Here is a 13,913-nt window from a genome sequence, read left to right on the forward strand (position 1 = left end):
GATTAGTTCGGCCTGCCCATCCCCTCCACCTTTGCACAGGAGCCGCCCATGACCCGCCTAAAAGCCCGACTGCTGGAGAAGATTCAGGAGCACCGCCCCCGCACCCAAAGACTGAACAAGGAATTCGGCGACGTGGTCATCGATCAGGTGACCATCAGCCAGGCCCTGGGCGGCGCCCGCGACATCCACGCGCTCGTGACGGACATCTCCTACCTCGACTACCAGGAAGGCATCCGCTTCCGCGGCAAGAACATCCCCGAGACCTTCGCGGCCCTGCCCACGGCCCCCGGCGGCGAGTACCCCACGGTGGAATCCTTCTGGTACTTCCTCCTCACCGGTGAAGTGCCCACCAAGGAAGACACCGAAGAGCTGGTGGCCGATTTCCAGATCCGCGGCCAGGTGCCTTCGTACGTCTTCGACGTGATCCGCGCCCTGCCCAAGGACAGCCACCCGATGGTCATGCTCTCGGCCGCCGTCCTCTCCATGCAGAAGGACAGCAAGTTCGCCGCCGCCTACCACGGCATGAAGAAGAATGACTACTGGGATCCCATGTTCGAGGACGCCTCGGACCTCGTCGCCCGCCTGCCCCAGATCGCCGCCTTCATCTACCGCTACAAGTACAAGAACGGCGACATCATCGCCCCCAAGCCGGGCCTCGACATGGGCGCCAACTTCGCGCACATGATGGGCATCGCCAAGCCCTATGACGACGTGGCCCGCATGTATTTCATCCTCCACAGCGATCATGAAAGCGGCAACGTCAGCGCCCACACCACCCACCTGGTGGCCTCGGCGCTATCGGACGCCTACTACAGCTTCAGCGCGGGTCTCAACGGCCTGGCGGGCCCCCTCCACGGCCTGGCCAACCAGGAAGTGCTCGACTGGATCCTCAGCTTCCAGAAGCAGCTGAACGGCGCCGAGCCCACTGAGGAGAACGTGAAGAAGGCCCTCTGGGACACGCTGAACTCCGGTCACGTGATCCCCGGCTACGGCCACGCCATCCTGCGCAAGACCGATCCCCGCTACACCGCGCAGATGGAGTTCTGCCAGAAGCACCTTCCGACGGACCCGCTCTTCAAGCTCGTCAACATGATCTACCACGTGGCCCCCGGCGTGCTCACCGAGCAGGGCAAGACCAAGAACCCCTGGCCCAACGTCGATGCCCAGAGCGGCGTCATCCAGTGGTACTACGGCCTGCGCGAATACGATTTCTACACCGTGCTTTTCGGTGTGGGCCGCGGCCTCGGCGTGCTCGCCAACATCACCTGGGACCGCGCCCTGTCCTATCCCCTGGAGCGCCCCAAGTCCGTCACCACCGCCATGCTCGAGGAGTGGGCGGCCAAGGGCGGCCGGAAGTAGACCCGACTCCTTCACATTAGTAGTGGACGCGAAAAGGCCCGGCTTCGCCGGGCCTTTTCGCGGGGGTCCGGGGGTGTGCGCGCAGCGCGGGACCCCCGGAGAACTTAGAACACAAAAGTTAGATGCTGCTCCGGCGTACGGCAGTCCATGTCGATGCCGCGGTCGCGGTGGTCGGCGATCTCGGCGGAGGCGCCCACGCTGCGGCCGAAGAGGAAGAGCGTGAAGGCCAGCTCCTGCACCTGACGCAAGGTGATGCGACCCGCCTGCAGATCCTTCCACACCAGTTTCAGCGTGATCACCGCCAGCACGGCGTCCACGTTCACGCAGAACACGTTCTTCGTCACGCCCTCGGCGTAGAGCTCCTTGACGAGGTGCCGGTAGAACTCCCAGAAGGCGTTGTAGATCGCCTTCTCGCCCAGCATGCCCGATACGAACTGCTCCCGAGGATCCACATTGATCTTGTTGCCGCGGAAGATCGGGTGGTTGATGCATGGGATGGGCTTCACGACGCCATCCTCCGACTCTTCGCGGACCTGCTTCTTGTAGGCGCCGTAGGCCTTCGCCGCCCGGTTGGCCATGGCCTTGAGATCCAGGCCGTGGTTCGGATCGCCGGGATCCGGAAGCTTCACATCCTTGAACTGTTCGACGAGGAAGTCGATGGCCTCGTACCCGTTGCCGCCGTGGGCGCGGCCCGTGTTCGCCAGGAAGCCGACGAAAGCCATGGAGATGTCGTTGCGGGCGCTGACGCTCTCCTTGGCACCCTTGGCCGAAAGCGTGCCCGGGCCGTTGGTGATGGTGAGGCCCAGCAGGGTCTGGAACTCCAGCAGTTCCGCCGGATCGGGCACCCGACTGAAGAGCACCTTGAAGGCGTTCTCCGTGAAACTGTGGTTGAGGTTCGACAGCTTCTGATCCACCAGCTTCTTCCAGTGCGGGTTGTGCTCGCGGTTCACCACGGAGTAGGCCACGATGCGCGACAGCAGGTAGAAGTAGGTGACCGAATCCTCCACGAGTTGGCGGCTGATGCGCTTCTCCAGCATGGGGTTCCACAGCACGCACACGGCGATGGTGGCCAGCAGGAACTCGTAGGTGTCGCGGATTTCGAGGCCGCGCTTTTCCGCAAGGTCGATGATGTGCTGGCAGACCCGCAGGGCCACGCAGGACTTCTTCGACTTCTTGACCTCCTTGAAGAGCAGGTCCGACACGTCGGTCTTGCGTGACGGTTCCATGCTCAGCAGGTGCTTCGCGACGAAATCATCCAGCTCGGCGGGGAAGGTTCGCGTGTGCTCGTCCAGACCGAACTCGCGGATGAGGTCGATGATGAACTTGGCGTGCTCCCGTGACTTCGCCAGCAGGTCCTTGTCGCCCACGAGGGCGATCTGGGAGGCCAGGTAGGCATTGGGCGTGCAGCCGTTGGCGCGGCCCACGTCGATGATCTCCATGCGGCGTTCATCGATCTTCATGAAGAGGTTCAGGATCAGGTTCAGGGTGGGGACGTCGGTCTTCTCGGGCATCACCTTCGCCAGCGAGAAGAAGAGGTTCTCCTCCAGAGTCCGCCTGGAGAGATCCAGCACAGACTTGCCGTGCAGTTCGGACACCTGGGTCTCGGGGCTCATGCGCGAGGCGCCGGACTTGTCGGCCATGTTCTGCCGCAGGTAGTGGGCGCCCACCTGCTTGTTCACCTCCACGATCTGGTGGTCGTAGGGCGAGGGCGCCTGCACGATGGGCAGGTCCAGGGCCGGCGGGAGCTTCATCATCGTGTCGCCCAGCCAGAGCTTCAGCGACAGGTCGCCCGTGGTTTCGAAGTCAGGCTTCTCGTCCATCTTCTCGTAGACGGCCCGCACCGCGTCAGGAATGTACTGGATGCTGGGCACGCGCACGCCGCGCTTGCTGACCTGCCGGGTTTTCGGGTCGAAGACGTCCACGCCGAAATACTCGTCGAACCAGCGTTCCTTGCTTTCCGCGTCATCACCGCTGCCCGAGAGGGCCCCGGCGTGCCCGCAGGCGCGGGTGATGTTCTTCTTCCAGCGGCCCGTGACGCAGGCGATGATCGGCTTGGTGAAGCCGAAATGGCGATCCTTGATCCAGTCCAGGGCCATCTTCTCGTAGTAGCCGCCGGGCTCCACGTAGATCACCACGGCCTTGGTGCGGGGGTCGTTCTGCGCCGCATAGAGGAATTCGGGCAGCGCGAAATGGATGTAGACATCCTTGCCGCTGGATACCGCCGTGCTGATGCCGAAGCCCGCGGTGCGGAGGTACTCCGCCATGGTCGTGGTGAAGTTGCCGGAATTCGAGTGGATGGCGATGGAGCCCTTCACCAGCGTCTCTTCGGGATGGTCGCCGCCGAGGCTGCCGCCGATGCGCACACGGTCCCAGGCATTGGCCATGCCCAGGCAGTTGGCGCCGATGACATCCACACCCGCTTCCTGGCAGAGCGCGCGGATGTTGCGGGAATCCCGGGCGGGTACCTTTTCCGTGACGATGACGATGCGCTTGAGGGCCTCGTTGTGCGTCACCAGTTCGGAGACGGCCTTGCAGACGCCGAGGGGCGGAATGTAGACCACGCCCATGTCGAAGGTGATGCCGTGTTCCATGACTTCGCGGATGCTGCGGTAGACGGGGATGCTGCCGATCTTCGTCTCCAAGGTTCCGCGGCGTCCGTACTGCACGCCGGCCACGATGTTGCCGCCGCTGTACTCGTGGGACACGGGCGTCACCTTGCGGCTTTCGCTGCCCAGGATGTTCATCACGCAGACGCGGTTCTCGCGGGTCACGAGCTCTTCGAGGGAGTGCAGCCCGACATAGTAGGGGAAGGGTTTGGTCTTCAGTCGTCGCATGGCTGTCTCCTAGGCCCGAACCTGCGTTTCAACCTGTTTGCGATAGGCTTCCGCGCCTTCCGCGCGCCACCACTCGTCGACCTTCTTCGCGTATTCCAGCGTGAGGATCATCGAAGTGTCGTGGCCGAACACCTTGTAGGGCAGGCGCAGGCGGTCGAGGATGTCCTTCGCGTAGAACATGCCCTTCACCACGTTGGGCCCGCCCCGCCCGATCACCACGTAGAGGGGCTTCCACCCGGCCTTCGACACATGGTCGCGCAGTGCGTCGAACACGCCCTTGAAGGTCACGTAGATGTCCGTGTTGTTGGCCTTGCCGCCGATGAGCAGGAGCATGCTGGCCTTGTCGTACCAGTGCTCGAAGGCGATGCGGCTGATCTCGTACATCTTCTCGTAGGGCGGATTGCCGCCGAAATCCGATGAGAAGATGGCCGCCTCACCCAGCGTTTCCGTGCCGGCGCTGTTGGCGCCGCCGCCGAACATGAAGGGGATGATGCTGCCGTTGGGGTTCATCTCCAGCACGTCGCTCTGGCCCTGGTAGGTGCGCAGCTCGTTGATGTCGGCCTCGAAGGCCGTCGTCTCGGTCTGGAAGAGATCCTCCGGCAGCCCGATGCGCTTCCAGGACGGGTTGTCCTGATCGAAGCTGGCCTTCACGTCGCAGGCCACGGGCAGGATCTGGTTGCCCTTGCGCTGCACGCGGATGGGATTGAGTTCGACCGTGGTCAGCCCGTAGCCATCGTAGAGTTCCCACAGCTTGGGCAGATGCTGGACCAGCGCGGAGATGAAGGCCTCGGGGCAGCCCGTGTCCGTGAGCGCGTTCGTGATCTCGAAGGCGTTGATGCCGATGAAGGGATCGATCTCCACCACCGCCTTCTTCTCGGCGGGCAGTTCCTCAATGTCGACGCCGCCCCAGGGAGTGATGGTGAACACGGGACCGCGATGCACGCTGGAGCTGGAGATGCTGAAGTAGACCTCCAGATCCGAGGGGACGAAGGCCTCCATGGTCACGCCGTTGGCCGTGACTGTCTTGTTGCCGTAGGTGTGCTGGGCGAAGAAGAGATCCCGCTTCGCCTGCAGCGCCTCCTGGAGGGTGCTCACGATGCGCACCAGGCCCGCCTTGCCCTTCTTGCCCACGCCGCCGTAGAAGGCCGGCTTCACCACCAGCTTCTTATGCTTTTCCAGGAACTGCTGAATGTCCTGGTTGGTGGCCGAGCCGTCAATGAATTCAGCCACGGGAAATTCAACCAGCTGCAGAAGTTTGGAGCCGTACCGCAAGCCCGAAAGTTGCATGATCCCTCCTCCGTCGACCTTGGCAATGAGCTGGAGTTCCGGTCCGTGCCGATGGTCCGGGTCCGCATAAATGATACATGTATCATTTTCGAAACCAAGCCAAAGATCACTCTTTGGTCCTGTGTCAAAATCTCCCCGGAGGCCCTTGCCAGAATCCCCTGTCTGCCCTAGTAGCCTGCATCAGAGCTGAAGATTTTGTGTAAAAAAAAGTCGCGACAGAGGGTTTTCCCCTGTCGCGACACACGCTGGATCTTGTTGGCTTGGCTCAGCCCCGGTTGGCCACACTGGCCTTCACGAAGGCCGTGAAGAGCGGGTGCGGATTCAGGGGGCGGCTCTTGAATTCGGGATGGAACTGGCAGGCCAGGTAGTAGGGGTGATCCTTCAATTCCACGATCTCCACGAAGACGCCATCCGGACTCATGCCCGTGAAGATCAGGCCCTGGTCCTCGAGAGCCTTCTTGTACTCGTGGTTGAATTCGTAGCGGTGACGGTGGCGCTCGCTGATGTCCGCGCTGCCGTAGGCCTTCGCCGCCTGGCTGCCCGCGGCGAGGTGGCAGGGGTAGGCGCCCAGTCGCATCGTGCCGCCCAGCTCTTCCACGTCCACCAGCTCGCGCAGCTTGAAGATGACGCGGTGCTTCGGCGCGTCGTCGAACTCGGTGGAATCAGCGCCCTCAAGGCCCACCACGTTCCGCGCGAATTCCACGGAGGCCATCTGCATGCCCAGGCAGATGCCGAAGAAGGGGATCTTGTGTTCGCGGGCGTACTGGATGGACTTGATCATGCCGCGGGTGCCCCGCACGCCGAAGCCGCCGGGCACGAGGACGCCATGGCAGTCCTGCAGGAAGCTCGCCGGATCCTGGTCCTCCAGGTCCTCGGCCTCGATCCACTTCAGGTCCACGTGGGTTTCCAATCCGTAGCCCGCGTGGTGGAGCGCCTCGATGAGGCTCTTGTAGCTCTCCTTGAACTCCACGTACTTGCCCACCACGGCGATGCGCACACTGCCCTTGGGGTTGCGGATGCGCTGCAGCAGGTTCTGCCAGGCGCTGAGGTCGGGCTTCTTCTCGCCCAGGCCCAGCAGCTCGGCCACCTTGGCGTCCAGGCCTTCGAGGTGCAGGTTGAGGGGCACTTCATAGATGGAGTGGGCGTCCCGGGCGCTGAACACCGCGTCCTGCGTCACGGAACAGAACAGGGCGATCTTGTCCTTCAGGTCGCGGGGAATGTCCTGCTCGGCGCGGCAGAGCAGCACGTCGGGCTGGATGCCGAGGGCGCGCAGCTCCTTGACGCTGTGCTGGGTGGGCTTCGACTTCAGCTCGCCCGCGGCCTTGATGAAGGGCACATAGGTGAGGTGCATGTTGATGGCGTTGCCGAGACCAGCTTCCAGCTTGAACTGGCGGATGGCCTCGAGGAAGGGCTGGCTCTCGATGTCGCCCACGGTGCCGCCGATCTCGACGATCACCACGTCCATGTCCTTGGCGACCTTCTTCATCACGGCCTTGATCTCGTCCGTGATGTGGGGGATCACCTGCACGGTCTTGCCCAGGTAGTCGCCGCGGCGCTCCTTCTGGATCACCGTGTTGTAGATGCGGCCCGTCGTGATGGTGTGGTTCTGGGTGGTGGGAACCGACGTGAAGCGCTCGTAGTGGCCCAGATCCAGATCCGTCTCGGCGCCGTCGTCCGTGACGAAGACCTCGCCGTGCTGGAAGGGCGACATGGTGCCCGGATCCACGTTGAGGTAGGGATCCATCTTCATGAGCGTCACCTTCAGCCCGCGGGCCTCCAGCAGCGCGCCCAAGGAAGCCGCCGCGATCCCCTTGCCCAGGGAACTCAGCACACCGCCGGTCACGAACACATACTTGGTCATCGCCTGCTCCTCACACTCAAATCGATCACCGCCATGGCGCCGGAGCACCAAGCAGCGTCAAACCTCGAAAGAACGAATTTAAGAAAGGCCGTGCTTCACATCTGAAACAGGGATCTTGCGTGGAGGTTCACATCTCCTCCGGGGCCTGGATGCCCATGAGGAACAGCCCCTGGCGCAGGGCGCGGGCCGTCGCCACGCACAGAGCGAGGCGAGCGTCACGCACAGTCGGGGTGTTCTCGGGGGCGAGAATGGGGCAGTTGGTGTAGTAGCCGCTGAAGGAGCGCGCCACGGCCACCAGCTGGCGGGCGAGGGGCGTGGCCATGCAGCCTTCGACCACGGCGGTCATGGCGCCGGGCAGGCCGGCCAGTTCGAAGAGCAGGGCCTGGGCTTCCGGGGCTTCGAGACCCACCAGATCCGCAGGCAGCGCCGCGGGCTCGAAGGGCACGACGGGGCCCACACATGCGCCGGGTTGAGCCTTCGCGGCCCAGTCGCCTCCCGCTTTTCGCAGCACGCTCATGATGCGCGCGTGGGCGTACTGCACGTAGGGGCCCGTGTCGCCATCCAGCGCGATGACGCGGTCCCAGGTGAAGGTGATGGGCTTCACGCGGTCGTTCATGGCGTCGAAGAACACGACGGCGCCCATGCCGAGCATCTCGGCCACCTCGGCTTTGTCGGCCAGCTCGGGATTCTTTTCGTCGATGATGGCGGCCACGCGCTCGCGGGCCTCGTCCAGCACATCCTCCAGGAAGATGACGTTGCCCTTGCGGGTGCTCATCTTGCCTTCGGGCAGCTTGACCATGCCGAAGGGCGTGTGCAGCATGCGGCCCTTGAACCAGGGATCCAGCTTGTCGAGCACGGCGAAGATCTGCTGGAAGTGGAGCACCTGATCGGTGCCCACCACGTAGAGGCAGCGGTCGAAGCCGTAGGCCTCTTTGCGATACAGGGCCGCCGCCAGGTCGCGGGTGGCGTAGATGCTGGTGCCGTCGCCCTTCTGCACGAGGCAGGGCGTAGAGATGCCGACGTCTTCGAGGTTGATGATGCGGGCGCCCTTGTCGCCCTCCACCAGCAGGCCCGCGTCTTCGAGGCGCTGCATCGTGGGTACGAGCCGGTCTTCGTAGAAGGCCTCACCCTGGGCCAGGGTGTCGAAGCTCACGCCCAGGCGGTCGTAGATGCGCTGGAACTCCTTCAGCGAGATCTCGCGGAACCAGCTCCAGAGGCGCCGGGCCTCGGCGTCTCCGGCTTCCAGCCGCTTGAACCAGCCGCGGGCCTCGTCGCGCATGGCGGGATCATTTTCTTCCTCGGCATGGAAGCGGACATACAACTGGAAAAGCCGGAACAGGGGCGTGCGGCGCTTGTCCGGGGCCGGCTCCGCCCAGTCGAAGTCCCGCTCCAGATCGGCGTTCCCGTCCTGGGCCCAGCGCGTGTAGGCGGCGAGCAGGGTGCCGAACTGGGTGCCCCAGTCGCCCAGGTGGTTGAGGCGGATCACGTCGTAGCCCAGGGCCTGGTGGGTCTGGGCCAGGGCGTGGCCGATCATGGTGGAGCGCAGGTGGCCGATGGTGAAGAGCTTGGCGATATTCGGCGAGCTGTACTCGACGATCACCTTCTTGCCGTTGGCGGGCCGGAAGCCATAGGGGCGCTCCGGTGCCGCTTCCAGGATGGCGCCCAGCACGGCCTTGGCGCGAGTCTCCGCGGTCAGCTTCAGGTTCAGGTAGGGACCCGCGGCCACCAGCTGGGCCCCTTCGATGGCGATGGATGCGGCCAGCTCCTGCGACAGCTGCACGGGGTTCTTCCCCAGCTGCTTGCCGGCGCGAAAACAGGGAAAGGCCAGGTCGCCCAGCTCGCCGGACTTGGGCCGCTCCAGCGTGATGTCCACGCCGGGCAGGGCCGCCGCCAGCCGCTGTTCGAAGGTGTGTCGCAAAGCATCCATGCAGGTCAATCCTCAGTCGGTTAGTCGGCGAGCTCGGCCAGGGCCTTTTCGAATTCTTCCTGCTTGGGCGCCACGCCGTGCCAGCCTGACTGGTTCTCCATGAAGCTCACGCCCTTGCCTTTCACCGTGGCCGCACAGATCATGACGGGCTGCCCCTTGATGGTGCGCGCCCAGGCCAGGGCCTCGAGGATCTGCGTGAAGTCGTGGCCGTCGATCTCCTTCACGGCCCAGCCGAAGGCCTGCCACTTCTCGGCGATGGGGTGGATGTTCATCACCTTCTTCACGGCGCCATCGATCTGCAGGCCGTTGAGATCGTGGAAGACGCAGAGGTTGTCGAGGTTGTGGTGCGCCGCGGCCATGGCCGCCTCCCAGATCACGCCCTCCTGGCTTTCGCCGTCGCCCACCACGCAGTAGACGCGGCTGTCGGACTTCTGCACCTTCAGTCCGATGGCGATGCCCACGGCCTGGGGCAGGCCCTGGCCCAGGCTGCCGGTGGTCACTTCCACGCCCGGCGTGTAGTGGTTCTCGGCGTGGCCCTGGAGCTTGGTGGGGTACTGGCGGAAGGTCTCCAGCCAGGCCTTGGGAAAGAAGCCCTGGTCCGCCAGCAGCGCGTACTGGGCGGGGCAGGCATGGCCCTTGGACAGCACGAAGCGGTCCCGGGCGGGGTTGGAGGGATCCTCCGGGAACACGGTCATCTCGTGGTAGTAGAGCGCCACGCCGAAATCGATCCAGCTGAGGCTGCCCCCGGGGTGTCCGCTCTGGGCCTTGTAGACCTGCAGCAGGATGTCCCTGCGCAAGGCTTTCGCCTTCGCCGCCATATCAACGACGGACTCCAATTTCTGCTGCGGCATGACCCCATCCTTCCCGGGAGGCCCATCGCCTCCGACTAGGATGCCCTGGGGAGGCCCGCTTCGGAAGGGGGCGATTGGGCTTTGAGCCCGGCCTTTTGCCCTTGACCTTCGGGCGGTTTGCGATAGGATGGTCTTTCGCGCTTCCCCAAGTCCCTGTACGGGGGACGGCCCCGGAAGCTGGAGAATCGAACATGGCCAATCACAAGTCTGCCGCCAAGAAGGCCCGTCGCGATGCCGAGGCCCGCCTGCGCAACCGCAGCAACCGTTCGACCCTGAAGACCGCCGTCAAGAGCTTCCTGGCCCTGATCGCCGGTGGCAACAAGGCCGAGGCCGCCAAGCAGCTGCCCCTGACCCAGGGCCTGGTCGACAAGGCCTGCCGCAAGGGCGTCATGCACAAGAACGCCGCGGACCGCACCAAGTCCCGCCTGGCCGAGAAAGTGAACAAGCTGGCCTAAGACGCCGAATTTCCTCTGAATGGACCCGCCCAGGCGGGTCCGTTTTTTTACCAAGATCTCCAGAAAGAACGAGGACGTGCCTTCGATCACAGAACGGAACCGAGCCCATCCAGAGATCAAGAAGGGTTTCAGGGGGACCGATAGAGGGTGGTTCATGGAGGCACCATGCTGAAGTCGGCCCGCACCCTTCTCTGCCTGCTCGCGGCTCTGCCATTGGCGGCCGACGGCACGGCCATGCTGAAGGACGCCATCACCTATTACTACGGCAACGGAGCCGTGGCGCTCATCAAGGAGGCCAATTCGGGCAAGTTCCACATCTCGCCCGCCGGCTACCTGATCGTGCTCGATGAAACCGGGAAGACCCTCATCCACGGCGAATCTTCGCGCCTCATCGGCGTGAACATGACCAACCTCAAGGACGCGCGAGGACGCCTCTACATCAAGGAGGCCCTGGACGCCCGCGCCAAGGGCAAGGGCAAGGTCCATTTCTTCATGCCTCAGGGCAGCAGCCAGGTGAAGGCCACCCTCCAATGGGAATTCCAGGAAGGTGTGCTGTTCGGCTGGGTGATGGCCGGCGAACTGTAGCCGGAGTGCCTCAGCTCCAGTCCTCGGGGACCCGCACGTCGCCCTTCGGCACGCGGGACCAGTCGAAGGATCCGATCAGGTCGATGACCCCGCAGGCCCTGGGCTCGTCCAGGCAGCCGAGGCTCCAACCCAGCCAGCCCACGAGCACCTCCATCGGGAGGCCCCGGCCCGTCAGCGCCTCGAGCCCCAGGGCCCCGGCCCGCTTGCCGAGCCGGTTCCCGTCCGGGGATATCACCATGCCCAGGTGCGCGTAGACCGGGCGTGGGAGACCCAGGGCCTCCTGCAACCGGATCTGGGTGGCGGTCACGGATCGCAGGTCCGCGCCCCGGACGATTTCGGTCACCCCCTGGGCGCCGTCGTCCACCACCACGGCGAGGTGGTAGGCGAAGCAGCCGTCCCGGCGGAAAAGCAGCGGATCCCCCGTGAGGCCCGCCGGATCCTCGGCCTGCGGTCCCAGTACGCGGTCCTCCCAGGACACGGTCCCTTTCGGCAATCGGAAGCGCAGGGCCGCCTCGAAGCCCTCCCAACCGCGGTCGCGGCAGCGGCCCGGATAGGGGCGCAGACCATCCTCAGCATGGGGCGCCGCGGCGAGGGTCTGCAGATCCTTGCGCGTGCAGACGCAGGGATACAGCCGGTCCGCGCGATGGAGCCTCGCCAAGGCCTCCCGGTAGGCTTCGCTACGATCCGACTGCCAGATCACGGGCTCATCGGATTCCAGCCCCAGCCGGGCGAGGTCCCTCAGCTGCGCTTCGCCGATGTCCCGGCGGCAGCGGGGACCATCCACATCCTCCATGCGGATGATCCAGCGCCCGCCCACGGCCCGCGCCGACAGCCAGGAAGCCAGCGCCGTGCGCAGGTTCCCCAGGTGAAGGATGCCCGTGGGCGAAGGGGCGAAGCGGCCGGTCATCATCCGTCTAGGATAGAGGCATGTCCCTCCTCCGCCGCCTGCCCCCGGTCCTGCGCGCGCTGCTGGCGCAGGCCCTGGCCTTCGCGGTGCTGGTGGCCCTGGTGCGCGTGGGCCTGCGTTTTCCGCCGCTCATCTGGGTGCTGCTACAGGCGGTGCTGGCGGTCTTCCTGTCGCGCTGGATGGCGCTGAGTTCCCGCTGGGTGTTCATGCAGGCGGCCCTGCCCTTCCTCGTGCGCGCGCTGTGGGGCGCGCCCATCCCCGCCTGGGTCTACCTCGCGCTCTTCCTGGCCCTGGCGCTCATATTCGGCGGGGGCCTGCTCACCCGTGTGCCCCTCTACCACGCCAGCCGCGACGCCTGGGAGAAGCTGGAATCGCTCCTGCCAGCAACATCGGGCCTGAACTTCGTGGACCTGGGCTGCGGCTTCGGCGGCCCCGTGGCCCACCTCGCCAAGGCCCGTCCCGACGGCGTCTTCGTCGGCATCGAGGCCTCGCCCTTCAGCTGGCTCGTGGCCTGGCTGCGCTGCCTTCCGAGGCCCAACGCCCACATCCGCCTGGGCAGCCTCTGGCGCGCGGATCTCGCAACCTTCGACGTGGCCTTCGCCTTCCTCTCGCCAGTGCCCATGCCCGCCCTCTGGGCCAAGACGCGCCGCGAGATGAAGCCCGGCAGCCGCTTCATCAGCCACAGCTTCGAAGTGCCTGGAGAAACGCCCCACCGCGTGATCCCCGTGAAGGGGCGCGATGGGGCGCGGCTCTTGGTTTGGGATTTGTGAGGACCGACTACCAGCCCAGCAGGTACGCGAAGATCAGCGGGGCGACGATGGTGGCGTCGCTTTCGACGATGAACTTCGGCGTGTCCACGCCCAGCTTGCCCCAGGTGATCTTCTCGTTGGGCACGGCACCGGAGTACGAGCCGTAGCTGGTGGTGCTGTCGCTGATCTGGCAGAAGTAACCCCAGAGCGGCACTTCGGTCAGTTCGAGATCCTGGTGCAGCATGGGCACGACGCAGATGGGGAAGTCGCCTGCGATGCCGCCGCCGATCTGGAACATGCCCAGCGTCGAGGTCTTGGTCACCTCCTGGTAGTGCTTGGCCAGCCAGGTCATGTACTCGATGCCCGTGCGCACGGTGTGGACGTTCTTCACATCGCCGCGGATGACGGCCGCCGCGTACATGTTGCCGAGGGTGCTGTCCTCCCAGCCGGGGACGACGATGGGCACGTTCTTTTCGAGGGCCGCCAGCATCCAGGAGTGCTTGGGATCGATCTGGTAGTGCTCCTTGTATTTCCCGCTCTTGAGCACCTTCTGGAAGAACTCGTGGGGGAAGTAGCGCTCGCCCTTGGCATCGGCCTCCATCCACACCTCGAGCATGGCCTTCTCCATGCGGCGCATGGCCTCCATCTCGGGGATGCAGGTGTCCGTCACGCGGTTCATGTGGCGGCTCAGGAGGCCGGCCTCGTCCTCGGGGGTGAGGTCTCGGTAGTGGGGCACGCGCTCATAGAAGTCGTGGGCCACCAGGTTGAAGATGTCCTCCTCCAGGTTGGCGCCGGTGCAGACGATGAGGTGCACCTTGTCCTGGCGGATCATTTCGGCGAACGACAGGCCCAGTTCGGCGGTGCTCATGGCGCCGGCCAGGGTCACCATCATCTTGCCGCCCTGGTCGAGGTAGGCCCGGTAGCCTTCGGCCGCGTCCACCAGGGCCGCGGCGTTGAAATGCCGGAAATGATGCTTCACATAGCTGCCGACGGGGCCGAGCTGGGGGCTGGTAGGGGCCATAAATCCTCCGAATCCTTTCATTGTGCCAGCCGGAAGGCCATGCACCGAGTGCAGAATTCAGCATCGGCCCTTCCTGG

Annotated in this window: 11 protein-coding genes; 4 read left to right on the forward strand and 7 right to left on the reverse strand. The window is 64.8% G+C overall.

The genetic code is table 11. The annotated features are described in order from the left end of the window. Positions 1–48 precede the first annotated feature (48 nt). Positions 49–1,359, forward strand: a complete 1,311-nt coding sequence (locus QSJ34_RS17990) for a citrate (Si)-synthase (RefSeq protein WP_285577955.1) — start codon at positions 49–51, stop codon at positions 1,357–1,359. Between the two features lie 104 nt (positions 1,360–1,463). Here QSJ34_RS17990 and QSJ34_RS17995 read toward each other — a convergent pair whose 3' ends face one another. The 5 genes from QSJ34_RS17995 to QSJ34_RS18015 form a co-directional block, all read right to left on the reverse strand. Next, entirely contained in the window at positions 1,464–4,193 is a 2,730-nt protein-coding gene (locus tag QSJ34_RS17995) for a citrate/2-methylcitrate synthase (RefSeq protein WP_285577957.1), read from the reverse strand. Between the two features lie 9 nt (positions 4,194–4,202). After that, entirely contained in the window at positions 4,203–5,480 is a 1,278-nt protein-coding gene (locus tag QSJ34_RS18000) for an ATP citrate lyase citrate-binding domain-containing protein (protein WP_285577958.1), read from the reverse strand. 265 nt (positions 5,481–5,745) lie between these two features. Continuing rightward, complete coding sequence (locus tag QSJ34_RS18005; protein WP_285577960.1) at positions 5,746–7,341, reverse strand: CTP synthase; 1,596 nt, start codon at positions 7,339–7,341, stop codon at positions 5,746–5,748. Between the two features lie 127 nt (positions 7,342–7,468). Next, a complete protein-coding gene (gene argS / locus QSJ34_RS18010) occupies positions 7,469–9,268 on the reverse strand; it encodes an arginine--tRNA ligase (protein WP_285577962.1) in 1,800 nt (599 codons plus the stop codon). 20 nt (positions 9,269–9,288) lie between these two features. Further along, entirely contained in the window at positions 9,289–10,104 is an 816-nt protein-coding gene (locus QSJ34_RS18015) for a transketolase (protein ID WP_420798884.1), read from the reverse strand. A gap of 206 nt (positions 10,105–10,310) precedes the next feature. On the opposite strand from QSJ34_RS18015, the gene rpsT reads away from it, so the two are divergent. Beyond that, on the forward strand, positions 10,311–10,574 hold the full coding sequence (gene rpsT, locus QSJ34_RS18020; protein WP_285577966.1) for a 30S ribosomal protein S20: 264 nt from the start codon (positions 10,311–10,313) through the stop codon (positions 10,572–10,574). Between the two features lie 165 nt (positions 10,575–10,739). Then, a complete protein-coding gene (locus tag QSJ34_RS18025) occupies positions 10,740–11,159 on the forward strand; it encodes a cache domain-containing protein (RefSeq protein ID WP_285577968.1) in 420 nt (139 codons plus the stop codon). A 10-nt stretch (positions 11,160–11,169) separates the two neighbouring features. Here the strand turns inward: QSJ34_RS18025 and gluQRS are convergent, their stop codons facing one another. Beyond that, the gene (gluQRS, locus tag QSJ34_RS18030; protein ID WP_285577970.1) at positions 11,170–12,066 is read right to left on the reverse strand and encodes a tRNA glutamyl-Q(34) synthetase GluQRS; all 897 of its coding nucleotides are present in this window, start codon (positions 12,064–12,066) and stop codon (positions 11,170–11,172) included. 20 nt (positions 12,067–12,086) lie between these two features. Between gluQRS and QSJ34_RS18035 the strand changes: the two genes are divergently transcribed. Then, positions 12,087–12,836 (forward strand): class I SAM-dependent methyltransferase, encoded by a 750-nt coding sequence (locus QSJ34_RS18035; protein WP_285577971.1) that lies wholly within the window; start codon positions 12,087–12,089, stop codon positions 12,834–12,836. 7 nt (positions 12,837–12,843) lie between these two features. Here QSJ34_RS18035 and QSJ34_RS18040 read toward each other — a convergent pair whose 3' ends face one another. Continuing rightward, on the reverse strand, positions 12,844–13,836 hold the full coding sequence (locus QSJ34_RS18040) for a deoxyhypusine synthase family protein (protein ID WP_285577973.1): 993 nt from the start codon (positions 13,834–13,836) through the stop codon (positions 12,844–12,846). Positions 13,837–13,913: the final 77 nt, after the last annotated feature.

Origin of the sequence: Geothrix limicola, assembly GCF_030268085.1 — a bacterium.
GTDB classification, from domain to species: Bacteria; Acidobacteriota; Holophagae; order Holophagales; family Holophagaceae; genus Geothrix; species Geothrix limicola.